Annotated in this window: 20 protein-coding genes; 14 read left to right on the top strand and 6 right to left on the bottom strand. The window is 68.4% G+C overall.

Annotation, left to right across the window (positions count from 1 at the left end; genetic code table 11):
- Positions 1-1,374: a dihydrolipoyl dehydrogenase gene (lpdA, locus tag VHB92_RS04860; RefSeq protein ID WP_325451958.1), complete on the bottom strand. Its 1,374-nt coding sequence runs from the start codon at positions 1,372-1,374 to the stop codon at positions 1-3.
- Between the two features lie 106 nt (positions 1,375-1,480).
- Positions 1,481-2,995 carry a leucyl aminopeptidase gene (locus tag VHB92_RS04855; protein ID WP_325451956.1) on the bottom strand — a complete coding sequence of 505 codons (1,515 nt, stop codon included), beginning with the start codon at positions 2,993-2,995 and terminating at the stop codon, positions 1,481-1,483.
- A gap of 93 nt (positions 2,996-3,088) precedes the next feature.
- Between VHB92_RS04855 and VHB92_RS04850 the strand changes: the two genes are divergently transcribed.
- The 7 genes from VHB92_RS04850 (at position 3,089) to VHB92_RS04820 (ending at position 11,278) form a co-directional block, all read left to right on the top strand.
- The gene (locus VHB92_RS04850) at positions 3,089-4,015 is read left to right on the top strand and encodes a PAC2 family protein (RefSeq protein WP_325451954.1); all 927 of its coding nucleotides are present in this window, start codon (positions 3,089-3,091) and stop codon (positions 4,013-4,015) included.
- A gap of 110 nt (positions 4,016-4,125) precedes the next feature.
- On the top strand, positions 4,126-5,439 hold the full coding sequence (locus VHB92_RS04845) for an MFS transporter (RefSeq protein WP_325451952.1): 1,314 nt from the start codon (positions 4,126-4,128) through the stop codon (positions 5,437-5,439).
- A 188-nt stretch (positions 5,440-5,627) separates the two neighbouring features.
- The gene (locus VHB92_RS04840) at positions 5,628-7,076 is read left to right on the top strand and encodes an RNA polymerase sigma factor (protein ID WP_325452011.1); all 1,449 of its coding nucleotides are present in this window, start codon (positions 5,628-5,630) and stop codon (positions 7,074-7,076) included.
- Between the two features lie 7 nt (positions 7,077-7,083).
- Positions 7,084-8,358: a MurT ligase domain-containing protein gene (locus tag VHB92_RS04835; RefSeq protein ID WP_325451950.1), complete on the top strand. Its 1,275-nt coding sequence runs from the start codon at positions 7,084-7,086 to the stop codon at positions 8,356-8,358.
- Positions 8,355-9,116 carry a hypothetical protein gene (locus tag VHB92_RS04830; RefSeq protein WP_325451948.1) on the top strand — a complete coding sequence of 254 codons (762 nt, stop codon included), beginning with the start codon at positions 8,355-8,357 and terminating at the stop codon, positions 9,114-9,116. The genes VHB92_RS04835 and VHB92_RS04830 overlap by 4 nt, the downstream gene beginning before the upstream one ends.
- Before the next feature lie 36 nt (positions 9,117-9,152).
- A complete protein-coding gene (locus VHB92_RS04825; RefSeq protein ID WP_325451946.1) occupies positions 9,153-10,184 on the top strand; it encodes an alanine racemase in 1,032 nt (343 codons plus the stop codon).
- Complete coding sequence (locus VHB92_RS04820) at positions 10,181-11,278, top strand: alanine racemase (RefSeq protein WP_325451945.1); 1,098 nt, start codon at positions 10,181-10,183, stop codon at positions 11,276-11,278. Before VHB92_RS04825 ends, VHB92_RS04820 begins: the two co-directional genes overlap by 4 nt.
- 132 nt (positions 11,279-11,410) lie before the next feature.
- Here the strand turns inward: VHB92_RS04820 and VHB92_RS04815 are convergent, their stop codons facing one another.
- Complete coding sequence (locus VHB92_RS04815; RefSeq protein ID WP_325451943.1) at positions 11,411-11,653, bottom strand: DUF7455 domain-containing protein; 243 nt, start codon at positions 11,651-11,653, stop codon at positions 11,411-11,413.
- 280 nt (positions 11,654-11,933) lie between these two features.
- Between VHB92_RS04815 and VHB92_RS04810 the strand changes: the two genes are divergently transcribed.
- Positions 11,934-14,018: a DNA topoisomerase IV subunit B gene (locus tag VHB92_RS04810; protein WP_325451941.1), complete on the top strand. Its 2,085-nt coding sequence runs from the start codon at positions 11,934-11,936 to the stop codon at positions 14,016-14,018.
- A gap of 6 nt (positions 14,019-14,024) precedes the next feature.
- Here VHB92_RS04810 and VHB92_RS04805 read toward each other — a convergent pair whose 3' ends face one another.
- The gene (locus VHB92_RS04805) at positions 14,025-16,514 is read right to left on the bottom strand and encodes a DNA topoisomerase IV subunit A (RefSeq protein ID WP_325451939.1); all 2,490 of its coding nucleotides are present in this window, start codon (positions 16,512-16,514) and stop codon (positions 14,025-14,027) included.
- Between the two features lie 97 nt (positions 16,515-16,611).
- Between VHB92_RS04805 and VHB92_RS04800 the strand changes: the two genes are divergently transcribed.
- Positions 16,612-17,748 (top strand): alkaline phosphatase family protein, encoded by a 1,137-nt coding sequence (locus tag VHB92_RS04800; protein WP_325452009.1) that lies wholly within the window; start codon positions 16,612-16,614, stop codon positions 17,746-17,748.
- Between the two features lie 73 nt (positions 17,749-17,821).
- Here the strand turns inward: VHB92_RS04800 and sepH are convergent, their stop codons facing one another.
- Entirely contained in the window at positions 17,822-18,871 is a 1,050-nt protein-coding gene (sepH, locus tag VHB92_RS04795; RefSeq protein ID WP_325451937.1) for a septation protein SepH, read from the bottom strand.
- Positions 18,872-19,082: 211 nt separating this feature from the next.
- On the opposite strand from sepH, the gene VHB92_RS04790 reads away from it, so the two are divergent.
- Positions 19,083-19,376: a DUF4193 domain-containing protein gene (locus tag VHB92_RS04790; protein ID WP_325452007.1), complete on the top strand. Its 294-nt coding sequence runs from the start codon at positions 19,083-19,085 to the stop codon at positions 19,374-19,376.
- A 7-nt stretch (positions 19,377-19,383) separates the two neighbouring features.
- On the opposite strand, the gene VHB92_RS04785 is transcribed toward VHB92_RS04790, so the two are convergent.
- A complete protein-coding gene (locus tag VHB92_RS04785) occupies positions 19,384-19,851 on the bottom strand; it encodes a DUF3093 domain-containing protein (RefSeq protein WP_325451935.1) in 468 nt (155 codons plus the stop codon).
- A 38-nt stretch (positions 19,852-19,889) separates the two neighbouring features.
- Between VHB92_RS04785 and dut the strand changes: the two genes are divergently transcribed.
- From dut to VHB92_RS04765, 4 genes are all read left to right on the top strand, one after another.
- A complete protein-coding gene (gene dut, locus VHB92_RS04780; protein ID WP_325451933.1) occupies positions 19,890-20,348 on the top strand; it encodes a dUTP diphosphatase in 459 nt (152 codons plus the stop codon).
- Entirely contained in the window at positions 20,345-20,947 is a 603-nt protein-coding gene (locus VHB92_RS04775; RefSeq protein ID WP_325451931.1) for a DUF3710 domain-containing protein, read from the top strand. Before dut ends, VHB92_RS04775 begins: the two co-directional genes overlap by 4 nt.
- On the top strand, positions 20,944-21,744 hold the full coding sequence (locus VHB92_RS04770; RefSeq protein WP_325451929.1) for a DUF3159 domain-containing protein: 801 nt from the start codon (positions 20,944-20,946) through the stop codon (positions 21,742-21,744). Before VHB92_RS04775 ends, VHB92_RS04770 begins: the two co-directional genes overlap by 4 nt.
- A gap of 248 nt (positions 21,745-21,992) precedes the next feature.
- Positions 21,993-24,902 carry an aconitate hydratase gene (locus VHB92_RS04765; protein ID WP_325451927.1) on the top strand — a complete coding sequence of 970 codons (2,910 nt, stop codon included), beginning with the start codon at positions 21,993-21,995 and terminating at the stop codon, positions 24,900-24,902.
- Positions 24,903-24,912 lie beyond the last annotated feature (10 nt).

The following is a 24,912-nucleotide window of genomic DNA, read 5'->3' as shown; positions in this document are numbered from 1 at the left end:
TCACAACGTGTGCAGCGGCTTGCCCGCGAGGTAGAGGAACGCTTCGCCGAGCGCCTCGTTCTGCGTCGGGTGAGCGTGGATGAACGGCGCGATGTCCTCGGGGTAGGCCTCCCAGTTCACGGCGAGCTGTGCCTCTCCGATCAGCTCTCCCACCCGATCGCCGATCATGTGCACCCCGACGACGGGGCCGTCCTTGACCCGCACGACCTTCACGGAGCCGGTCGTGCCGATGATCTCGCTCTTGCCGTTGCCCGCCAGGCTGTAGTCGTACGACGAGACGTTCTCCTTGCCGTACTGGGCTTCTGCCTTGGCCTGGCTGAGCCCGATCGAAGCGACCTCCGGCTCGCAGTACGTCACCTTCGGGATGTTCACGTCTTCGACGACGATGGGGTTCAGACCCGCGATCTCCTCCGCGACGAAGATCCCCTGCTGGAATCCGCGGTGCGCGAGCTGCAGCCCGGGAACGATGTCGCCGACGGCGTACACGCCGTCCACGCTGGTGCGGAGCCGCTCGTCGGTGATCACGAAGCCGCGATCCACCGTCACACCGGCCTCCTCGTAGCCGAGACCGGCCGTCGCGGGGCCGCGGCCGACGGCGACCAGCAGCAGCTCGGCATCCACCGTGTCACCGTTCTCGAGCGTGATGGCCACGCCCTCGTCGTTCTGCGTGACGCCCTGGAACCGCACGCCGAGCCGGAAGTCGATGCCGCGCCTGCGGAACGCACGTTCCAGCGACTTGCTGATGGACTCGTCTTCATTGGGAACGAGGTGGGGGAGCGCCTCGATGATCGTGACCTCGGCGCCGAACGACTTCCACACGCTCGCGAACTCGACGCCGATGACTCCGCCGCCGAGCACAGCGACCTTGCGGGGCACGAAATCCAGCTGGAGCGCCTCCTCGCTCGTGATCACGCGGCCGCCGATCTCGAGTCCCGGAAGCGAGCGCGCGTACGAGCCCGTGGCCAGCACCACGTTCTTGCCGACGTAGTCGACGTCACCGACGCGCACGGTCTTGGCCGCGACCAGGCGGCCCTCTCCCTCGACGGTCGTGATCCCGCGAGCCTTGACCAGCCCTTGGAGTCCCTTGTACTTCTTGGCGACGACGCCCTCGCGGTATGCCGTCACGGCCTCGATGTCGACGCCTTCGAACACGGCGGAGATGCCGTACTTGGCGGCCTCGCGTGCGGAGTCGGCGACCTCGGCGGAGTGCAGGAGCGCCTTCGTGGGGATGCATCCCCTGTGCAGGCAGGTCCCTCCGACCTTGTCCTTTTCGATCAGGGCGACGGAGAAGCCGAGTTCGCTCGCGCGCAAAGCCGCCGCGTAGCCTCCGCTCCCGCCTCCCAGAACAACGATGTCGAAGTTCTGCTCAGACACCCATTCACTCCTCGGGTCGGGATGGTGGGACGTCACCGCCTGCGAGTGTGTGTGTGCGATTGCAGGTGGCCGTCGTTGGGCAGGCGTTCCTGCCCATACGACCCTACTACTGCGCTCCGAAGTCCTCCGTCACGGCCACGAGCGTGCGCACGAGCACGCCCGTCGCACCCTTTGCCGTGTACCCGTAGGCGCCCCCGTCGTTCTGCGCGGAGCCGGCGATGTCGAGGTGCGCCCACGGCACGGCCGGGGCGTCCGCCTCCTCGGATGCCTTCCCGACGAACTCCCGGAGGAAGACACCGGCGAGCAGCATGCCGGCCGCCGTGTTCCCCGGGGTGGCGTTCGTGAGATCGGCGACCTCCGATCGCAGCCGCGCGCGAAGCTCCGACGGCAAAGGCATCGGCCACACCAGCTCACCCGAACGCTCGGCGGCATCCTTCACGCGCCGCACCAGCGCATCGTCGCCCATCGCGGCGGAGTAGCGCGTGCCGAGCGCCACCACCTCCGCGCCGGTGAGCGTCGCGATGTCGATGACGGCATCCGGATGCTCCTCTGTCGCCGCCCGCAGACCGTCCGCGAGGACGAGTCGTCCTTCCGCGTCGGTGTTGAGCACCTCGACGCGGGTTCCGCCTCTGATCGTTAGAACGTCGTTCGGACGCATGGCCGAGCCGGACGGCAGATTCTCCGCGATGCACATCCAGCCCGTCACCCGAACCGGAACTCCGAGCCGCGCGGCGGCGACGACGACCGCGAGCACGGATGCCGCTCCGGCCATGTCGTACTTCATGCCCACCATCCCGGCCGGCGGCTTCAGCGACAGTCCTCCGGAGTCGAACGTGATGCCCTTGCCGACGAACGCGAGATGCACGCCTGCGCCTTCCGGTGCGTAGTCGAGTCGCACGAGGCGTGGCGGCCGGGTCGAGCCCTTCCCGACGCCGAGGATGCCGCCGAACCCGTCCTCGGCGAGCGCGGCCTCGTTCCACACGCGCACCTCGATCGGCAGGCCGGACGCACACTCCACTGCGGCGTCCGCCAGCTCGGCCGGGCTCTGCTCCGACGGCGGTGTGTTCACGAGGTCTCGCGTGAGCAGCACGGCCTCGGCGAGCACGGTCGCCCTGTGCTCCAGGCCGGCGGCGGTGTCGGACGACGCGAGAACGACGATCTCCGGGACCGGGGATCGGTCGGAGTCGCTACGCGGCTTTCCCGCGTAGACGTAGCCGCCCAGAGCCGCGCCCTCCAGCAGCGCGGACACCTGTGAGTCGGACGACGGGGAAGCGTCCATGATGAGCCTGCCGTCCCCGGCCGCGGCACGCGCGGCGACGCCTGCCGCTGCGCGAAGCGCGGATTCCGTCACGTCCGAGCCGACGCCGACGAGCATCGTGGGCAGCTCGTCGAGCACCCCGGCCGGCACCCGCGACACCTCGTCTGCACCGCCCGTCGCTCTGAGCTGGGCCAGCAGCTCGGATGCGGCCTCGCGGCCGAGCACGACGGGCGATCCCTTGCTGGTGCGCACGAAGAGCGCGAGCACGTCGCCGGGGCGGACGTCGGGCCGTGCCCCTGTGACGACGAGGCGCGGGGCGGAGGTGCGCCGAGGTGCGGGGGAGACGGGGCTGGAGGCAGACATGAAAGGAATCGTACGGGCCAGGCGCCGCGGTGTTCGCTGAGGGCTTGCACGACGGGCGGGGTGGCGCGGGGGCGGCTGGCTAGCATGGATTCCATGCAGGATCCGCGCGAGCTCTACGACGTCCGAACGGCGTTCGACACCGTGCCGACCGGGCTCTATCTGGTCGCCGCGCTCACCGGGTTCGCCGATGCCGGAAGCGCCGTCTCTCAGCTGAACTCGTATCTGCTGAGCACGCTCGAGGCGCAGGAGATCGCGCGTTTCGACTCGGATGCGCTGCTGGACTATCGCGCCAGGCGGCCGATCATCACGTTCGATCAGGACCACATCACCGACTATCGTCCGGCGCAGCTCAGCCTCTACCTGATGCGCGACGAACTGGGGCAGCAGTTCCTGCTGCTCACCGGGTACGAGCCGGACTTCCAGTGGGAGCGTTTCAGCAGCGCGGTGCTCGACCTCGTGTCCCTGCTGCGCGTGCGCTCGACGATCTGGGTGCACTCCATCCCGATGCCGGTACCGCACACCCGGCCGATCGGCGTCACGGTGAGCGGCAACAGGGAGGGCCTGGCGGATGCCATGTCCGTCTGGCGACCCACCACCCAGGCGCCGGCCACGGCCATGCACCTCATCGAGTACCGCTTGCAGGAGGTCGGGGCATCCACGATCGGTTTCGTGCTGCTCGTTCCGCACTACCTGGGCGACACCGAGTATCCGGCGGCGGCCATCGCGGGTTTGGAGAGCATCAGCTCCGCCACGGGCCTCATCTTCCCGACGGACAAGCTGAGAGAAGAGGACCGCGAGTTCGTCGCCAACATCGACGAGCAGGTCGCGGGCAACGCCGAGCTGGAACGCCTCGTCGGCGCCCTGGAGCAGCGGCACGACGCCTACATGCAGGACAGCCCGCTCAAGTCGCCTCTGACGCATCTGGATGGCGCCCTTCCGTCCGCGGACGAGATCGCGACGGAGCTGGAGAACTTCCTCGCCTACCGCCGACGGGGCGACGAGGACACGCCCGGTCGCTGACGGCGAGTCCGCTGCGCGACCCGCTCCGCCGTGCGACGCCATCGCGCGTTCCGCCGCGTGAGCGTCGCCGCCCGATGGGAGGCGGCCGTGATGCCGCGTAACGTAGTGGGGTGAATTCGGCGCGCTCGTGGCTCATCTTCGCCGTGGGCGTCTTCGGATACCTCGTGGCCGTGATGCAGCGCACCACGATCGGCGTCGCGGGCGTCGCCGCGACCGACCGATTCCACTCCACCGCATCCCTGCTGTCCACACTCGCCGTTCTGCAGCTCATCGTCTACGCGGGAATGCAGATCCCGATCGGCGTGCTCATCGACCGGGTGGGTCCACGCGCCCTCATGCTCACGGGCACGGCGCTGATGGCGGCCGGCCAGGTGACCGTGGCCTTCTCCGGCCTCATCGGCATCGCCGTGGCCGGCAGAGTGCTCGTCGGCGCCGGCGACGCCATGATCTTCACGTCGCTCATCCGTCTCGTGAACTCGTGGTTCACCGGGCGCATGGTGCCGCAGCTGTCGCAATGGGTGGGCAACATCGGCCAGCTCGGACAGGTGCTCTCCGCCGTGCCCTTCGCGTTGCTGCTGCACGAGTCCGGTTGGACCGCGGCATTCGTCTCGGCAGCGGGCGTCGCACTCGTCGCCTTCGTCGGAATCCTGCTCACGGTACGAAATCGGCCGGCCGGCGCCGAGGAGGGCCAGCGGCCCCCGAACTGGCGGCAGTCCCTGCGGCAGCTGGGCATCGCCATCGCCCGGCCCGGCACGCAGCTCGGGTTCTGGTCCCACTTCGTGACCCAGTCCTCCGGCACGGTGTTCGCGCTCATGTGGGGCCTGCCCTTCATGGTGTACGCGCTGGGCTATACGCCGGACGAGGCGTCCTGGATGCTCACCGTCATCGTCGGCGCAGCGCTCGTGGTCGGGCCGCTGCTCGGCATCCTCACCGCTCGTTTCCCGCTTCGCAGAAGCAACATCGTGATCACGATCGTGATCGCCATGGCGGTCGTCTGGACAGCGCTCTTGCTCTGGCCGGGTTCACCGCCGGTCTGGCTGGTCGTGGTGCTCCTCGCCGTCATCGGGGCCGGCGGTCCCGGCTCGCTCATCGGCTTCGACTTCGCGCGCACCTCCAATCCGATGCACGCGCTCGGGTCCGCGAACGGATTCGTCAACGTCGGCGGTTTCGCGGCGAGCTTCGTCATGATCTACCTCATGGGCGTGCTGCTCGACTGGTGGGCCCGGCTCACGGGCTCCGGTGCGTACACGGTCGACGGATTCCGGATCGCCTTCGCGATCCAATACGTCGTGGTGGGGGTCGGGATGGCGTTCCTCGTCAATGCCAGGCGCCGAACTCGCAGGCGTCTTCTCGACGATGAGGGAATAGAGGTGGGGCCCTTGTGGGTTGCACTTGTGGCACGGTGGAACAGGAATCGCCGCTGAGCGATGAGCGAGCGGCGATGCGCGGCAGCGGTCCCAATTCGTGCAATAATCGATGATTGGACCCGTTCATCTTCGGACAGCACCCAACGCGCGCTCGGCCAGTGGCCGACGGCGGAAGTGCGATCAGATTCCGGACTTGACATGGGTCCTCATAGTGTCCGCAAGCGACCCGAACCCCCTCGAACAGCATCGCTGCGCGTGCCGCACGAGAGGGCTGGAAGGTGAACTCCATGGCAACCAAAACCGCTGAAGCCCCCACGGTAGAGGAGCCCACAACTACAACCGCCGCCAAGTCTTCGGCGCGCGCCGCGTCGAAGACGACAGCGGCCAAGGCGACCCCGAAAACGTCGGCGAAGCCGGCGACGAAGAGCACGGCCAAGTCCACTGCGGGCAAGCCCGCGGCCAAGAGCAAGGCATCCACGGCGAAGGCGTCCAGCAAGGCTTCGCCCACGAAGGCGGCAGACGAGGACGAGCTGGACGAGGTCGAGCCCGATGACGTCGAGCCCACCGAGCTCGACGACACCGAGGTGGTCGACGAGGCCGACGTCGAGGTGACGGAAGAGGTGACCGAGGCGGCGGATTCCGCCGACGACGACGCCAAGCCCGCCGCGACCACCGAGGCGGCCGACGACGCTCCGGAGGCGCTTCCCACGGGAGCTATCGTGCTGCGCGCGGCGGACGAGGAAGACGACGTACCCGTCTACTCCGCCCAGATCACGGGCGCTACCGCCGACCCGGTGAAGGACTACCTCAAGCAGATCGGCAAGGTGGCGCTGCTGAACGCGGCCGAAGAGGTCGAGCTGGCGATGCGTATCGAGGCCGGCCTGTTCGCCGAGGAGAAACTCGGCCAGATGAGCGACCAGGAGAAGCGGTCGCAGCTCGGTCGTGACCTCGCGTGGGTCGCCCGTGACGGTCAGCGCGCGAAGAGCCACCTGCTGGGAGCGAACCTCCGTCTCGTGGTGTCGCTGGCCAAGCGCTACACCGGCCGTGGCATGCAGTTCCTGGATCTGATCCAGGAAGGCAACCTGGGTCTCATCCGTGCCGTCGAGAAGTTCGACTACACGAAGGGCTTCAAGTTCTCCACGTACGCGACCTGGTGGATCCGTCAGGCGATCACGCGCGCCATGGCCGACCAGGTCCGCACCATCCGAATCCCCGTGCACATGGTCGAGGTCATCAACAAGCTGGCGCGTGTTCAGCGCCAGATGCTGCAGGACCTCGGCAGGGAGCCCACTCCGGAAGAGCTGTCCAAGGAGCTCGACATGACCCCGGAGAAGGTCGTCGAGGTGCAGAAGTACGGTCGCGAGCCGATCTCGCTGCACACGCCTCTCGGCGAGGACGGCGACAGCGAATTCGGCGACCTGATCGAGGACACCGAGGCTGTCGTCCCGGCGGATGCGGTCGGCTTCACCATGCTGCAGAAGCAGCTGGAGAGCCTGCTGGACTCGCTCTCGGAGCGCGAGGCCGGAGTCATCCGCATGCGGTTCGGACTCGGCGACGGGATGCCGAAGACGCTGGACCAGATCGGAGACACGTTCGGTGTGACGCGCGAGCGCATCCGCCAGATCGAGTCGAAGACGATGGCCAAGCTGCGGCACCCTTCGCGGTCCCAGTCGCTGCGCGACTACCTCGAGTAGGCCGCGCGTGAGGCGATTCTTCGCGATCCTGCTCGGCCGCCTCGCGCGGTTCGCCACACGCTTGAGGGGAGGCGGCTCCGCCTTCCCCGGGTACCTGGTGCGCAGAGTCTGGCCCCGGTTCATCGAGGACGTTTCCGCCCAGTGGGGGCACGGTGTCGTTTTCGTGCTGGGCTCCAACGGCAAGTCGACGACCACGCACATGGTGTCGGAAGTGCTCAGGGCCCACGGGCTGAGGGTGTTCACCAACCCCACGGGCGCGAACCTTCCGCAGGGCATCGCCTCGGCGATGCTCTCGGAGGTCTCGCTGTCCGGCAGGCTGCCTGCCGACGTCGCGGTGCTGGAGGTGGATGAGGCGTTCGCCGTCGATCTCGCGCGGCTGCTCAGCCCTCGAACGGTGCTGATGCTGAACTGCCAGGTGGACCAGCTGTACCGCTTCTACGAGACGGAGCGCGTCGCCGACATGATGCTGGACGCCTCGGTGCTCGCCGGCCAGCACATCGTGACGAACCGTGAGGATCCGCTGCTCAGCCAGGTGCGGAGCCGGCTCGGCTCGCGATCGGTTCCGGACGTGACGTTCTTCGGCGCATCCGAGGCGGTTCTCGCCACCAGCAAGCACGGCCTCCTGAACGCGCCCGACTTCAGGGCGGGGTCCGCGGATGCCCGGCCGAACCCGCTCGCCGAGGTGCGCTCGTTCGGCGGCAGAGAGGCGACCCTCGCGCTCGGTGAAGAGGCGGTGGAGGTCGAGCTTCCGGCGCGCGGTCTGCACTATGCAATGGATGCGGCCGCGGCATCCGCGACGGCGAGGCTGGTGATGGGCGACGCGTTCGACTCCGCGCTGCTGACCAGGGCGTTCGCCGCGATGCGGCCCGCGTACGGACGGGGCGAGGTCATCCCGTTCGGCGAGGAGTCGGTCGAGTTCATCATGTTCAAGAACGGCCCGAGTCTGCAGCTCAACCTCGACTCGCTGAGCACGCCGCCCGAGCAGGTGATGTTCGCGCTCGACGAGGGCACACCCGACATCTCGTGGATCTACGACGTCGATTTCGACGCGCTCGACCACGTCGACGTCGTCACAGGTGAGAAGGCATGGCAGGTCGCGCTTCGGCTGGCCTACGCCGGAGTTCCCGTCGGCACCGTCGAGCCTGACCTGGAGAAGGCGATCGCCATCATGCGCGAACTGCCCGCCCCGACTCAGGACCGCAAGCTGTGGTTCGTGAACTACGAGCAGATGATGCTGGCACGCAAGCATCTCGGATTCCCCGACCTGGAGACCCGCCTGTGACCGACACCGGCGCCACGGTGCGCATTCTGCAGCTGTACCCCGACGAGCTCGGCGTCACGGGCGACGCCGGCAACGTGGCCGTGTTGCGCACACGGCTCGAGAGATCGGGAATCCACGTGAGCGTCGAGACGCATCGTCCCGGTGATGCGCTGGACGGTGAGCCGGACATCGTCGTCATCGGAAACGGCCCGCTGTCGGCCATCCGGCGCGTCCACGCCGATGCGGTGGCGAACAGGGCCACGTTGACGGACTGGGCGCAGCGCGTGCCGTTCTTCGCCGTCGGCGCGGGACTCGAGCTGCTCTGCTCGCGCATCGAAGACGCCTCTGGGCAGTGGGAAGGGCTCGGACTCGTCTCCGCCGTCGCGCATCGTGGTCGCCCACGTCGCGTCGGCTACGTGATCGCTGACGCATCGCCGACGAGCGGAGCTGCCGGGTCCCGTCGGATCACCGGGTTCGAGGACCAGGCCACCGAGCTCACCGGAGTGCAGACGCCGTTCGCCACGATCGTGCGCGATGTCACGGGCAGCGTCTCCCGAGGCGACGGCGTGCGCACAGCCACCATCACGGGAACCCTGCTGCAGGGCCCGCTCCTTCCGCTGAATCCGTGGCTCGCCGACGAGCTGGCGGATGCCGCGGCGACGCACGCCGGCGCCCATTACGAACCGGATGCCTCGCTCGCCGAACTGGATCGCCTCGCCGACCGCGCGGCCGAGCGCATGCGAGCACACGTCTCCTCGGTGTTCACGACGATTCAGTGACGTCCAACGCGCTGTGACCAGGAGGACCGTGCTGCCGTGACCGCCGATTCCCGCACGTTGACGGTGCGGCTGGATGCCCTCGAAGCGAACGTGCGCCGCTACAACGCGTCCGCCGCCGGCCTCATCGCGCGCGTCGACCACGACGGCTTCGGACACGGGCTGGTGCCGGTCGCCCGCGCGGCCGTCGAGGCGGGCGCGGCTCAGCTGGCGGTTGCGGATTTCGACGAGGCCATCGTGCTGCGCGATGCGGGGATTACGGCACCGCTCCTGGCTTTGCGACCGATCGGCCCCGACGTGGCGGGCCTTGAGGTGCACGCTGCGGTCTCGACGCCCGAGGAGGCGCGCACAGCGGCCGGGCACGGCGCGTCGGGAGCGCACGTCGTGATCGACTGCGGGTCGGCGCGCCGCGGCATCAGCCCCGACGACCGGGTTTCGTTCGACGCCGTCGCGGACGCGGTGCCGGTGACCGGGATCATGGGCGTCGCCGGAGCCGGAACCGCTCACGACGAGGCATCGGCGGCGCTGGAGGCGAGTCGCGCGTTGGCGCCGTCGGCCCCTGCGCACCTGCACGGCACGCGCGGCGTTCTCGCGGGTTTCGGTCACGGCGACGACTACGTGCGCGTTGGACGCGGACTGTACGGTATCCCGCTGCCGGACGGCACGGCCACCGGGACGCCTGTCGCACGTCTCACCGGGCGGGTGGTCACCGTCAAGGCCATCCGCGCGGGGGAGGGCGTCTCGTACGGATACATCTACCGCGCTCCGTCCGACGGCAGGATCGCCCTGGTCACCGGCGGCTACGCCGACGGGGTGCCGAGGAGCGTCGGAAACCACGCCTTCGTGCTGGTCGATGGCACTCTCGCTCGGATGATCGGACGCGTGGCCATGGATGTCGTCGTGATCGACCTCGGACAGGCACGTGCGCGCGCAGGCGACGAGGTGGTCTTCCTCGGCGACCCGGCGAAGGGCGAGCCCGGCGTGACCGACTGGGCGCAGGTCGCGAAGTATGACCCCGTCGACATCGCGGCGTCCATCGGCCCCCGAGTGGCGCGGAGCTACACCCGATGAGCGCCGCAGACCCGCTGACGCACGTGAGAGTCGACCTGGGCCGGTTCGACGCCAATCTGCGCGCGGTACGCAGCCGCGTCGCGCCGGCCGAGACGATGTTCGTCGTCAAGAACGACGCGTACGGCCACGGAGCAGACATGCTCGTGCCCCGCGCCATCGCAGGCGGTGTGCGCTGGATCGGCGCTCTCGAGCTCGAGACCGCTCTGCGGATGCGCGGCCTCGTCGGCGACGCGGCTCGCGTGTTCGCGTGGCTGCTCAGCCCCCAGGACGAATTCGCGGCCGCCGCCCGGGCAGGTATCGACCTCGGTGTCGGAGACCGCGAGGTGCTCGAGGCTGTCGCCTCGGCCGGGAACGGACGACCCGTTCGCGTGCACCTCAAGGTCGACACGGGCCTTAATCGCAACGGCGTTCGCGTGGAGGACTGGCCTGCGTTCGTCTCCAGGGCCGCGCAGCTGGAGGAGCAAGGACGGATCGTCGTCACGGGCCTGTGGAGCCACATCTCCGAGGCATCCGACGAAGACGACGACGAGGCGCGTGGGAGGTTCGAGGTCGCGATCGCGTCGGCCCGCGCCGCAGGCCTGGCACCGACGGTCCGCCACCTCGCTGCGAGCGCGGCCGCTTTCCTGCGGCCCGAGTTCCGATACGACCTGGTGCGGATCGGGGCCTTCATCTACGGCATCTCGCCTGCGGGCGGCCCGCACGAGGGCGCCCTCGGGATCAGCCCCGTCATGTCGCTGCGCACGCGTGTCGTCGAGGTGCGCGACGGCGAGGCGGTGCTCCCGCTCGGCGCCTGGCACGGGGTTCCACGCTCCGTCTCCTCCGGCGACACGAGGTGGCGGAGCGAGGACCCGGGCCGTGTCGGCGTCGGCATCGGCGGACGAAGGCATCCCGTGCTGCACGTCGACCGCGACTGGATGACGGTGGCGGCCCTCGACGCCACGACGGACGACGAGGCGGTGCTGTTCGGACCAGGAGACGACGGCGAGCAGACGGCGACGGAGTGGGCGGAGGCGATCGACACGATCGGCGAGGAGATCGTGCTCAAAGTGGACAGGCGCATCCCGCGTGTCTATCGAGACGCCGGAGCGCGCTGACACCGTCACGTCGATCTCTGAAACGGACCGCGCCGGCACCGGCACGCGCTCTTGGCACGTCACTCCGGTAAACGGAACGAGGGCCTCACCGCCGAAGCGATGAGGCCCTCATCGAGTGCTGGACCTGGGCCGTCAGGCGCGCTGGTCCTCGAAGAGCTTGGCCCTCTCGTCGTGCCAGCTGGTGGCGATGCTGGAGAGCTTCTCCTGGTGCTTCTTGGCGTGGTGGGCGCAGAACAGCAGTTCGCTGCCGTTCACTGTCGCACGCACATACGCCTGGGCGCCGCACGCATCGCAGCGGTCCGCAGCCGTCAGCGCCGGGCCCGTGGGGAGCTCGTCGGCACCGGGGGTGGCGACGTGGCCTGCGTAGTTCGACATGCTGAGCTCCTTTCTGGAAAACCCGGATCGTTCGCGAGTACCTGCCATCAATACAAGCACGTCGGTCCCGAGCGCATGCGCTGGAGCCGCCCATTTCGCTGTGCGCGTATGCGTGTGCTCGCCGGGGTTGCGCCATCGGGTGTCGGTGACAGGGCCGGTGCCCGACGCTCGATAGTCTGGAGGGCGGCCCGATCCGCTCCGCAGGAGACACGTCGACCGACGGCATCCGATGTCTGTGCTGTGACGAGCGGCGGACCGAACCCGGACGACAGGAGCACCCGTGGCGACGAACGACTACTCCGCCAGACACCTTTCCGTGCTGGAAGGACTGGAGGCCGTGCGCAAGCGCCCCGGCATGTATATCGGCTCGACGGACGCCCGCGGCCTCATGCACTGCCTCTGGGAGATCATCGACAACTCGGTCGACGAGGCCCTCGCGGGTTTCGGCTCCGACATCGAGGTCATCCTGCACCCCGACGAGAGCGTGGAGGTGCGCGACAAGGCCCGCGGAATCCCCGTGGACATCGAGCCCAAGACCGGTCTCTCCGGCGTCGAGGTCGTCTTCACCAAGCTGCACGCCGGCGGCAAGTTCGGCTCAGGCTCGTACTCCTCGTCGGGAGGACTGCACGGTGTCGGCGCCTCTGTCGTGAACGCGTTGTCGGAACGCCTCGATGTGGAGGTCGACCGCAACGGCAAGACCTGGGCGATGTCGTTCCACAGGGGAGAGCCCGGCGTCTTCGCCGACTCGGGCGAGCCCAGCCCGCTCTCCCCGTTCACTCCGTTCGAGGCGAAGAGCGAGTTGCGCGTCGTCGGCAAGGTCGCGAAGGGCGTCACAGGCACGCGCATCAGGTACTGGGCGGATCGCCAGATCTTCGGCAAGAACGCCGAGTTCAGCGTCGATGACCTCGTCGGCCGCGCGCGTCAGACGGCCTTCCTCGTTCCCGGCATCACGATCGGCATCACGGATGCCCGCTCCGGCATCGCCGAGCGCACCGACTTCCTCTACGAGGGCGGCATCAGCGAATTCGCCGACTACCTCGCGCCGGACACCGCCATCACCGACACATGGCGCCTCTCCGGCTCGGGGACCTTCACCGAGACGATCCCCGTGCTGAACGAGCGCGGTGCGATGGTTCCGACCGAGGTGCAGCGGGAGTGCGAGGTCGACATCGCGCTGCGCTGGGGCACCGGATACGACACGGTCTTCCGCACGTTCGTCAACATCATCGCCACTCCCAAGGGCGGAAGCCACCAGGCCGGGTTCGACCAGGGCCTGATGAAGTTCTTCCGCCAGCAGGTCGAGCAGAACGCCAGAAGGCTCAAGGTGACGGCCAACGAGAAGCTGGAGAAGGACGACATCCTCGCCGGCCTCACCGGTGTGCTCACCGTCCGGCTTCCTGAGCCGCAGTTCGAGGGCCAGACGAAGGAGGTGCTCGGCACTCCTGCGGTGCGGGGCATCGTGGCCAAGGTCGTCAGCGACGGTCTCGCCGCCCGCTTCGCCTCGCCGAAGCGCGATGACAAGGCGCAGTCCGCCGGTCTGCTCGACAAGGTCGTCTCGGAGATGAAGTCGCGCATCTCCGCGAGGGCCCACAAGGAGACGCAGCGGCGCAAGAACGCGCTCGAGACGTCGTCCCTGCCGTCGAAGCTGGTCGACTGCCGCTCAACGGATGTCGCGACCACCGAGCTGTTCATCGTCGAGGGCGATTCGGCGCTCGGCACCGCGAGGCGAGCGCGAGACAGCGAGCATCAGGCGCTGCTGCCGATCAGGGGGAAGATCCTGAACGTGCAGAAGGCGTCGATCTCCGACATGCTCTCGAATCAGGAGTGCGCGTCGATCATCCAGGTCATCGGCGCGGGGTCGGGGCGCACGTTCGATCTCGACGCTGCCAGGTACGGCAAGGTCATCATCATGAGCGATGCGGATGTCGACGGCGCGCACATCCGCACCCTGCTGCTCACGCTGTTCTTCAGGTACATGCGGCCGATGATCGAGGCGGGCAGGGTGTTCGCCGCCGTGCCGCCGCTGCACCGCGTGATCGTGATGAACCCGGGATCGAAGCCGAACGAGACCGTCTACACGTACTCGGATCAGGAACTGCACGCCGTGCTGGGCAATCTCAAGAAGGCCGGCAAGCGCTGGCAGGAGCCGCCGCAGCGCTACAAGGGCCTCGGAGAGATGGACGCCGACCAGCTCGCCACCACGACCATGGACAGGACGCACCGGCTGCTGCGCCGGGTCCGGCTGGATGACGCGGAGCGGGCGGCCGACGTGTTCGAGATGCTGATGGGCAATGACGTCGCGCCCCGCAAGGAGTTCATCATCTCCGGCGGCGACCAGCTCGACAGGGAGCGCATCGACGCCTGAACCGGCTCAGCGCACCGCTGTACCCACGGCGGCGATGACGGCGTCGAGCTGAGTGCCGGAGGCGTCGCGTTTGGCGCCGCCTTCCGGGAGCGTTCTCGGCGTGCCGTCGGCGGAGACCGCGAGCGCGGGCGCCTCGCCCACCCAGGCGACCGACAGCTGGTCCTCTCCCTTCAGGAAGCGCTGGGCACGCACACCGCCGGTCGCCCTGCCCTTGGCAGGGAACTCCGCGAAGGGCGAGACCTTTCCGCTTCCCGGGTTGGTTCCTGGCAGAGTGCTCGCGCTGGTGGCGATCGTGACGACCACCGCGTCTGTCGCGCTCTGGGGGACGACGCCGAACGAGAGCGCTGCGGCACCGGACGCCAGCTTCACGCCCGCCATGCCTCCAGCCCCACGACCCTGGGGCCGCACCGACGAAGCGGGGAACCGCAGCAGCTGGGCGTCCGTCGTGACGAACACGAGCTCGTCGGAGTCGGATGCCTCGCCCGCGCCGAGCACACTGTCGCCCGGCTTCAGAGCGATCACCTCGAACTCCGGCTTGTTGGCCCAGTCGCCGGGGGTCAGCCGCTTGACGACGCCTTGGGCCGTGCCCACCGCCAGCGGCACCTCCGAGTCCGGGGACACGAGCGCGAGCACCCGCTCGCCCTTGTCCGTCAGCCCGATGTAGTCCGAGGCCCGCACACCGGCTCCGAACTGCACCGAGTTGGCGGGGACGCCCGGAAGGTCGACCGGCACGAATCGCACGATCCGTCCGGCGCTCGTCACCGCGCCGATCTCCGTCCGGCTCGTCGTCGAGATGGACGAGAGCACGGCGTCATGCTTGCTGCGCCGCGTCGGCGGCGTGATGCGCGGGGGAGTGCCGTCGGCATCCGGCTGGAGGTCTACGCGCACGAGACGGCCGGTCGACGAGAGGAACACCCGGCACGGGGCGTCCGCGACCTCCAGCACGGCCTGCGCCTTCGAGCCGTTCACGGCCTTCGACGGCGCGGCCGAGGTCAGCATGGTGCGACGCGGCGTTCCGTACTTCTCGGCCACGTCCGAGAGCTCCTGGGAGACGACGTCCTTGATGCGCTCTTCGCTGGCGAGGATGTCCTCGAGCTCGGCGATCTCCGCGATGAGGTTGTCCCGCTCGGTCTCCAGCTCGATGCGCGAGAACTTGGTCAGCCTGCGAAGCCTGAGCTCGAGGATGTACTCGGACTGCACCTGGCTCAGATCGAACACCTGCATGAGGCGCGTGCGTGCCTGCTCGCTGTCGTCGCTGGTGCGGATGACCTGGATGACCTCGTCGATGTCGAGGATTGCGATCAGCAGGCCCTCGACGAGGTGCAGGCGTTCACGCTTGCGCGCCAGGCGGTAGCGGGAGCGCCGCGTCACGACCTCGATGCGGTGGTCGAGGTAGACCTGCAGCAGCTCCCGCAGCCCCAGGGTGCGCGGGCTGCCCTCGACGAGCGCGACATTGTTGATCGCGAAGCCGTCTTCCAGGGGGGTGTAGCGGTAGAGCTGCTCGAGCACGGCCTGCGGGCTGAACCCGGTCTTGATGCCGATCACGAGGTGAAGCCCCCGACTGCGGTCGCTGAGATCCGTGACGTCGGAGATGCCGGCGAGCTTCTTCGCGTTGACGCCGTCCTTGATCTTCTCGATCACCTTCTCGGGGCCCACGAGGTACGGCAGCTCCGTGACGACGAGTCCCGTCTTGCGCGCCGTGATCGGCTCGACCGAGACCTTGGCCCGGGTGCGGAACGTGCCTCGTCCCGTCGCGTAGGCATCCTTGACGCCCTCCAGGCCCACGATGATGCCGCCGCCTGGCAGATCCGGTCCCGGAACGAACTCCATCAGCTCGTCGAGCGTGGCGTGCGGATGGGCGAGCAGGTGGCGGGCCGCGCCGACGACCTCGATGAGGTTGTGGGGAGCCATGTTCGTCGCCATGCCGACCGCGATGCCGCTCGCGCCGTTCACGAGGAGGTTCGGGATCGCGGACGGCAGCACGTCCGGCTGGGTCAGCTGGTTGTCGTAGTTGGGGACGAAGTCGACTTCGTCCTCGTCGATGCCGTCCGTCATCGTGAGCGCTGCCGCGGCGAGACGCACCTCGGTGTACCTGGCGGCGGCCGGGCCGTCGTCGAGGGAGCCGAAGTTGCCGTGGCCGTCGATCAGCGGCAGCCGCAGCGTGAAGTCCTGCGCCATGCGCACGAGAGCGTCGTAGATGGCGGAGTCGCCGTGCGGGTGCAGCTTGCCCATGACCTCGCCTGTGACGCGGGCCGACTTCACATGTGCGCGCTCTGGCCGTAGGCCCATCTCGCTCATCTGGTAGAGGATGCGCCGCTGCACGGGCTTGAGACCGTCCCTGGCATCGGGAAGAGCGCGCGAGTAGATGACCGAGTACGCGTACTCGAGGTAGGAGCTCTGCATCTCCGTCGAGACGTCGATGTCTTCGATGCGCTCGGGGGTGGTGCTCTCCGCTGCTGCGGTGCGAGGTGATCTGCGGTTGTCTGCTGCGCTCATTCGTGCAATCTCGTGCCGGCGGAAGTGGGTGCTCGCACCTCGCCTGCTGGACGGATGCCAGCCCATTCGGGTGTGTCAGACTGGCCGAGTGGGGACAATGCTACCGGCCGGTTTCCCGTCGACGACGAGCCTGGCCGACGTTCTGACGAGTTGCGTCTCCGCCATGTCTGGCGAGCAGCCGACCATCGGGATCCCCGAGGTCTCCAGGGCGGTCTTGGTGGTGGCCGATGGCCTCGGCGCGCACGCGCTGCGTGCCCGCACCGGCCACGCGCGCTTCATGGGACCGCGTCTGACGCGGGCGACCACGATCGACAGCGGCTCCCCGACGACGACGGCGGCCGCCATCGCCACGCTGTGCACGGGCCGCGCTCCCGGTGAGCACGGCATCGTCGGCTACCGCGGTTACGACCCGGCATCCGGAACCACGTTCAACCACCTCAGCGGCTGGACCGGTGAGCCGGCGCCCGAGCGGTGGCAGCGGTGTGAGAGCGTGTTCGAGACCGCGGCTCGCCGTGGCATCCCCTCGTATGCCGTCGGGCCAGAACGCTACCGCGGCTCGTCGTACACCGCTGCCGCGCTGCGCGGCGCCGAGTACGTGGGTGCCGCGAGCATGCAGCGGCGGGTCGAGCTCGTTCGCGAGCTCTTCGACCGCGGAGGCAGGCGACTCGTCTACCTCTACGTGCCGGAACTGGATGTCGCGGCGCACGCCGCCGGCTGGGAATCGGATGCCTGGCTCATCGCTCTCGAAGAGCTCGACTCGGCGATCTCCGGCCTGGCCAGATCGCTGCGGGCAGGGGAGGGGGCGTTCGTCACGGCCGATCACGGCATCCTCGACGTGCCTGCCGGCTCTCATGTGCTGTACGACACGGTGCCCGCGCTGACAGAGGGCGTCGAGCACGTGGGCGGCGATCCCCGGATGCTGCAGCTGTATCTGCGCACGGGTGCGACGGAGTCCGACGAAAGCGCGCTGGCCGCTGCTTGGCGCGACGCGGAAGGCCACCGATCGTGGATCGCCACGAGATCCGAGGCGATCGAGGCCGGATGGTTCGGCCCTACCGTCGACGCGGAGGTGGCTCCGCGCATCGGAAACGTGCTCGTCGCGGCGCGCGCGAGGATCGCGTACTACGACTCCACGCCGGAGGGCGCGAGGTCCAGGCAGATGGTGGGCCAGCACGGATCGTTCACCCCGGAGGAGCAGAAGGTTCCGCTGCTTCGCCTCGGCGCGTTCGAGTAGCCGGTCGAAACGCCAGTGCCGGCCGAGGCGCCAGTGCGGGTCGAGGCGCAGGCGCGCGAGACGTACGGCCCGATCAGGCCAGGTCGTCGTCGGTGCGTGCGCCGAACACGATCTCGTCCCAGCTCGGCATGGACTTGCGTCCGCGCTTCGCGCCGCGCACCGGACCCGTTCCCTGCGTGCCGGCGCGATCAGCGGGGGGCGGCACGGCGGGTGAGTCCTGCTGAGCAGGAGCATCCGCGACGTCGAACGGGTCGAGCGGCACATCCACGGCCTGCGGTTGCGAATCCCGCATGCCAGCCGCCTCCCGCTCCCCGCGGCGCTTGCGCAGCGCCTCGAGCAGGTCTGCGGTCTGGTGCACGTCACGCGGCTCGTCGTCGTCCGCGCGCTTGATGGCCTGCACGGTCACCGCATTGTTCACGTTCTGCGGGGTGCGTCCGAACGACTCCGCTCGTGCCGGAGCACCCGACGTGTCGTCGAACGTGAAGGCTCCGCTGTCGAACCGGGACTCCTCGGGAACGGGGACGACGGGGGAGACCGCGCGAAGGCGCGGGATCAGCCCGGTCTGCAGTTCGCCCTGCTGCGAGAGAGTGTGAGCGTCGGCGTTCGAGGGCGCAAGGGCCATCTTGCGCGGCTCGAACGCCCATCGAGCATCGTGATCCACGTCGTCAGCCGTGAAGGTCAGCTTGACCACCCAGCCGCTCTCCGGCTCCTTCCAGCTCGTCCACCGTTCGCCGGTCGCTCCGAGCGAGGCCAGCCGATCGCGGATGACGGCGCCGAACGTGTCCCCTTCGCTGAGCGGGTCGATGTCGGCGCCCGTGCGCACGGGAACGGCCAGCGCCGACGCGACGATGTGCTCGCGCTCGGCCACGATGGGGCCTTCGAAACGCTCCACGTATCCGATGGCCGCCCCGGTGAGCGACGCGACCTCCTCGGCCGAGAGGCCGGAGCGGATGTGCGCCTGGATCTCGCGGGGCGACACCTTCGGACCGGTCGCCGGGTCGGGCTTGAGCTGACGCAGTCGTGACTGCAGCATCTCGTCGATGGCGATGCGGAAGCGCTCACCGCTGTCGCTGGCGGCGAGCAGCGCGCCGTTCTCGACGCCGATGACCTTCAATTCCTGCATGCGAAACGCCTCTTTCGACCTCGTTGCGTTCGTCCCCACCCTGCCATGACGGGTCCCCATTTCCCGGGAATAACCGGGGCGCGCCGCGAGTTGATCGGAGCGCAACACACAAGGCCGAAGAAGCCGACGTGGCTTGTTTGCTATTCCAGGCCCACTGATGCAAACTATGCCCGCCGAATTCTTCGGACAGCACTACGAGAAGTGGATGGGAATGGCAACCGATTACGACGCGCCGCGGAAGACCGACGACGACTCAGAGTCGATCGAGGCCCTCAAAGAGCGGGTCCCCGACAAGATGTCCGGGGTGGTCGACGTCGATGATGCCGACAACCCGGGCGGCTTCGAACTGCCCGGAGCTGACCTCTCCGACATCGATCTCGACGTCGTCGTCCTGCCTCCGCAGGCCGACGAGTTCACGTGCGTGAACTGCTTCCTCGTGAAGCACCGCTCGCAGATCGATCACGAGACGAAGCTGGGGCCGATCTGCGTGGAGTGCGCGGCCTGACGCGTTCTCAAGAAAGTGGAGCCGGCGGCAGAGTGTCGCCGGCTCTGTCATTGAGAGCCCGCGCGAGCTCGGCAGGGCGACGGCTGGAGAGGAGCCAGTACGGCGCCGGATCGTCGTCGTCGAGGATGGGGATGCGCACGACGCCGCTGACCCAGCCCCTGATGAGCAGCCAGGCACGGGCATCCAGAAGCCTGCCGCGCTGCAGCGTGGCCTCGCTGCCGTCGAAGCTCTCTGCAGCCCCGAGGTAGCGCCGTTCGATGTGCGCGCGTCCCGCCGTCAGCTCGCCGGTCGTGACCTCGATGGTCGGTGACCCGGCGATCAGGCCGACGACGCATCCCGCGTACAGCACGATGGCGCAGACGACGCCGATGATCATGTTGATCGGTGCGAACACGATGATGCTGGCGGGGATCACGAGCGCCGTCGCGACGAAAAGCCAGGGGGCGGCCCACAGCCGCTCTCGGTACACGGTCATGGGTCTATTCGACCAGAGTTCTGCACTACCCTCGACACGTGATCGAATCCGCCGACGTGCTGACCACCGCGCTGGAGCCCCCGCGGTATGCGCACCACGACGATGCGGGCGCCGATCTGTGCGCCGCCGAGGCCGTCGTGCTCGCACCCGGCGAACGGGCGACAGTCGGCACGGGAGTGGCGATCGCGTTGCCAGAGGGCTACGCCGGGTTCGTGGTGCCGAGGAGCGGTCTCGCCGCCAGGCACGGGATCACCATCGTCAACGCGCCGGGAACGGTGGATGCCGGCTACCGCGGAGAGATCCGTGTGACGCTGCTCAACACCGATGCGGCGACGCCGTACGCGGTCTCGGTCGGCGATCGCATCGCCCAGCTCATCGTGGTGCCGGTGACCAGAGCCCGGTTCGTGAAGGTCGACGAGCTGCCGGACAGCGCTCGGGGAGCGAACGGATTCGGTTCGACGGGATACACGTCGGTTCAATCAGGAGGGAACGCGTGAGCGACACAGGCGACATCGCACCCGACGAATGGGAGAAGTCGGCACCGGCCGACCGTGAGACGGAAGGCCCGTTCGACGACAGCGAGGCCAATCCGGTCCGGCCGTACATCGACCTCGGCGGAGTCAAGGTCCTGCCTAGGGAGGGCCTGCAGCTGCGGCTGGAGGTCGAAGAGGAGACGAACCGCGTCGTGGCCGTCGGGCTCGACTACTCCGGCTCGACGCTCCAGATCCAGCCGTTCGCGGCTCCCCGCTCGTCGGGGCTGTGGCACGAGATCCGCGCGCAGATCGCGGATCAGATCCAGCGTCAGGGTGGACGCACGAGCGAACGGGACGGCGTCTTCGGGCCGGAGCTGGTCGCCGAGATCCCGGTCGCTCAGCCTGGGGTGCCGGGGGAGACCCGCATCGCGCGCTTCATCGGCGTCGACGGCCCGCGCTGGTTCCTGCGCGGAGTGATCGCGGGGGATGCCGCCATCGATCCGGGTGCTGCCGCCGAGATCGAAGACCTGTTCCGCAGTGTCGTCGTCGTGCGCGGCAACCAGCCCATGCCGCCACGAGATCTGATCCCGCTTCGCATGCCCGCCACGCCGAGCGACACGTGACCGAGCCGCACCGACCGGGAGACCCGGAGGCCACGGCCGACGCTCGTGCGGGTGAGCCCACCGGGAACACGGATGCGCCCACCCTGGGCAGAGCGTTCGCCCAGGCCGCGAGCGGTTCCGGTCTGCGCGCCATCGGCGGCGCGGACGCGCCGACCGGACGGGCGCTGTTCGAGGCCATGGGCGGCATCCGCGGGCTGTGCGAGACCATCCTTCCCGGCCTGGTGTTCCTGATCCCGTACACGATCCTCACGAGCATCCAGGAGCCGTGGGCGCAGCAATGGGCCATGCCGGTCTCCCTCGGCGCATCCGTGCTCGTCGCTCTCGTGTTCACGCTCGTCAGGGTCGTGACCAAGACGCAGGTGACGCAGGCCGTCGCAGGGCTCATCGGTGTCGCCGCGTCGGCGATCCTCGCGCTCATCACGGGGAATGCCGCGAACAACTTCGTTCTCGGGTTCGTCATCGATGCGGCATACGCGGCCGCGATGCTCGTCTCGTTGCTCGTTCGATGGCCGCTGCTCGGGCTCGTGATCGGATACCTCATGGGCGACGGCGTCGCATGGCGCGCGAGTACGGCGAAGCGGCGCGCCATGCAGGTGCTGACGCTGTGCTGGTTCGCCCTGTTCGCGGTGCGCCTCGCCGTGCAGCTGCCGCTCTACTTCGCCGGGCTCACGGTCGCTCTCGGCTTCACGAAGCTGCTCATGGGCGTTCCGCTCTACGCCACTCTGGTGCTGGTGTCGTGGCTCGTCGCCCGCGCGGTGTATCCGCAGGGACAGCGCGAGCACTCATCCGAGGACTGATCGCGTTCGTCTCCCCTGACTTGCGGCCCGATCGCCGACGCTGCGGGTTCCCGGTACTGATCGTGCCTGCCGGTCGAGCTGCCGTGCACGAGCGCTGAAGCATCCGCGCGCGTCCTGGCAAGGGGTTGGACGAGCGACTGCTGGTGTTAGAGTTATCTCGATATCAAGATAAATTCGCGTGATCGCGATGCCACGAAGGCGTTCGATCAGACGGCCCCGCCGGAGCAGGGACGGGGCGGGTCAGCAGAATGGTTTCACACGGGGCGGTCGCTCCCGGTGCCGACGAAGGAGAGGGCAGCGTGTCTGCGGACAGAGTTCCCACAGTGAACAGCTTTGGAGCACGAGACACCATCACGGTGGGGTCGACGGACTACGAGATCTTCAAGATCGACGCGGTTCCCGGCTACGAGAAGCTTCCGTACAGCCTCAAGGTTCTGCTCGAGAACCTGCTGCGCACCGAAGACGGCGCGAACATCACCAAGAGCCAGATCGAGGCGCTGGGCAACTGGCAGCCGCAGGCCGAGCCGAGCACGGAGATCCAGTTCACGCCGGCCCGCGTGGTGATGCAGGACTTCACGGGCGTGCCGTGCATCGTCGACCTGGCCACCATGCGCGAGGCCGTCGAGGCTCTCGGCGGCGACCCGAAGAAGATCAACCCGCTAGCGCCCGCAGAGCTCGTCATCGACCACTCCGTGATCGCCGACGTGTTCGGCACGCTCGACTCCTTCGAGCGCAATGTGGAGCTCGAGTACGAGCGCAACGGCGAGAGGTACCAGTTCCTGCGCTGGGGCCAGACGGCGTTCGACGACTTCAAGGTTGTTCCGCCCGGCACCGGCATCGTGCACCAGGTGAACATCGAGCACCTCGCCCGCGTGACGTTCACCCGTGAAGTGGGTGGCAGGCTGCAGGCATACCCCGACACGCTCGTGGGCACCGACTCGCACACCACCATGGTCAACGGCCTCGGCGTGCTCGGCTGGGGCGTCGGCGGCATCGAGGCCGAGGCCGCGATGCTGGGCCAGCCCGTTTCGATGCTCATTCCGAAGGTCGTCGGCTTCAAGCTCACCGGCTCCATCCCCGCGGGAGTGACGGCGACGGATGTCGTGCTCACCATCACCCAGATGCTGCGCAGACACGGCGTGGTCGGCAAGTTCGTCGAGTTCTACGGTGCGGGCGTCTCTCAGGTGCCGCTCGCGAACCGCGCCACCATCGGCAACATGAGCCCGGAGTTCGGCTCCACGGCCGCGATCTTCCCCGTGGACGACGTGACGCTGGAGTACCTGCGGCTCACCGGACGCTCCGAGGAGCAGGTGCGCCTCGTCGAGGAGTACTCGAAGGCTCAGCACCTATGGCACGAGCCGGCGAACGAGGCGACCTACAGCGAATACCTGGAGCTCGACCTCGGAAGCGTTGTTCCGTCCATCGCCGGCCCCCGCCGTCCGCAGGACCGCATCGAGCTGAGTGCCGCGAAGGCGCAGTTCGAGCACGACCTCAACGACTACGTCGACCCTGGCGTGTCGCTCGTCGATGAGGCGGTGGAAGGCACGTTCCCGGCATCCGACCCGCTCGGCTTCACCTCGCAGGACGAGGAGACCGCCCACCGCAAGGTCGACGGCGCCAGCCACCAGCACGAGTTCGACACCACGCTGGCGAGCCACGCGCCGTCCACGGTCTCGCAGCCCACCAAGGTGAAGCAGGACGGTGCCGAGTTCACGATCGATCACGGCGCGGTCGCCATCGCCGCCATCACATCGTGCACGAACACCTCGAACCCCGAGGTGATGCTCGCCGCCGGTCTGCTGGCACGCAACGCCTCGCGCAAGGGCCTCAAGGCGAAGCCGTGGGTGAAGACCACGCTCGCGCCGGGATCGAAGGTCGTCACGGAGTACTACGAGAAGGCGGGCCTCACGGGCTACCTGGAAGACCTCGGGTTCTATCTCGTCGGCTACGGCTGCACCACCTGCATCGGCAACTCGGGCCCGCTGCCCGAGGAGATCTCAGCCGCGGTGAACGGGAACGACCTCGCTGTCACGGCGGTGCTGTCCGGAAACCGCAACTTCGAGGGTCGCATCAACCCCGATGTGAAGATGAACTACCTGGCCAGCCCGCCGCTCGTCATCGCGTACGCCCTCGCCGGTTCGATGAACTTCGACTTCGACACGGATGCCCTGGGCACCGACCAGGACGGCAACCAGGTCTTCCTCAAGGACATCTGGCCGGACGCCACCGAGGTGCAGCAGACCATCGACGAGTCCATCAACCAGGACATGTTCACGCGCGAGTACGCCAGTGTGTTCGACGGCGACGAGCGGTGGCGTTCGCTGCCCACGCCGACCGGCTCCACGTTCGAGTGGAACGCCAAGTCGACGTACGTGCGCAAGCCGCCGTACTTCGAGGGCATGACGATCGAGACGAGTCCCGTCGTCGACATCGCCGGTGCCCGCGTGCTGGCCAAGCTGGGCGATTCGGTCACCACCGACCACATCAGCCCGGCCGGCTCGATCAAGGCGGACAGCCCTGCCGGCCGCTACCTGACCGAGCACGGTGTCGAGCGCAAGGACTTCAACTCCTACGGATCCCGGCGCGGCAACCACGAGGTGATGATCCGCGGAACGTTCGCGAACATCCGACTGAAGAACCAGCTGCTCGACGGCGTCGAAGGCGGGTACACCAGGGACTTCACCCAGCCGGATGCGCCGCAGTCGTTCATCTACGACGCGTCCGTGAACTACCAGAACGCGGGCATCCCGCTCGTGATCCTGGCGGGCAAGGAGTACGGGTCGGGATCCTCGCGAGACTGGGCCGCGAAGGGCACGACGCTGCTCGGCGTGCGGGCCGTCATCGCGGAGAGCTTCGAGCGCATCCACCGTTCCAATCTCATCGGAATGGGTGTGGTTCCGCTCCAGTTCCCGGCAGGCGAGTCGGCGAACAGCCTCGGGCTGGACGGCACGGAGGAGATCGCCATCACGGGTCTCACCCAGCTCAACGACGGCGTGACGCCGAAGACCGTTCACGTGACCGCGACGCCCACCGCACAATCCGCTGCGGGCAGAGAGCCGGTCGAGTTCGACGCGGACGTGCGCATCGACACGCCGGGTGAGGCCGACTACTACCGCAACGGCGGCATCCTGCAGTACGTCCTTCGCAGCCTGGTGTGACCTCGTATCC

The organism is Humibacter sp. (assembly GCF_035547335.1).
GTDB lineage: Bacteria > Actinomycetota > Actinomycetes > Actinomycetales > Microbacteriaceae > Humibacter.
The sequence above is the reverse complement of the archived record's forward strand: the minus strand, read 5'-3'. Positions and strand labels throughout refer to the sequence as shown.

Coding starts and splice junctions, on each gene's coding strand:
- VHB92_RS04855 (WP_325451956.1), bottom strand. CDS start 2,995: ATGTCTGCCTCCAGCCCCGTCTCCCCCGCACCTCGGCGCACCTCCGCC.
- VHB92_RS04850 (WP_325451954.1), top strand. CDS start 3,089: ATGCAGGATCCGCGCGAGCTCTACGACGTCCGAACGGCGTTCGACACC.
- VHB92_RS04820 (WP_325451945.1), top strand. CDS start 10,181: ATGAGCGCCGCAGACCCGCTGACGCACGTGAGAGTCGACCTGGGCCGG.
- VHB92_RS04815 (WP_325451943.1), bottom strand. CDS start 11,653: ATGTCGAACTACGCAGGCCACGTCGCCACCCCCGGTGCCGACGAGCTC.
- VHB92_RS04805 (WP_325451939.1), bottom strand. CDS start 16,514: ATGAGCGCAGCAGACAACCGCAGATCACCTCGCACCGCAGCAGCGGAG.
- VHB92_RS04800 (WP_325452009.1), top strand. CDS start 16,612: ATGCTACCGGCCGGTTTCCCGTCGACGACGAGCCTGGCCGACGTTCTG.
- sepH (WP_325451937.1), bottom strand. CDS start 18,871: ATGCAGGAATTGAAGGTCATCGGCGTCGAGAACGGCGCGCTGCTCGCC.
- VHB92_RS04790 (WP_325452007.1), top strand. CDS start 19,083: ATGGCAACCGATTACGACGCGCCGCGGAAGACCGACGACGACTCAGAG.
- VHB92_RS04785 (WP_325451935.1), bottom strand. CDS start 19,851: ATGACCGTGTACCGAGAGCGGCTGTGGGCCGCCCCCTGGCTTTTCGTC.
- VHB92_RS04765 (WP_325451927.1), top strand. CDS start 21,993: ATGGTTTCACACGGGGCGGTCGCTCCCGGTGCCGACGAAGGAGAGGGC.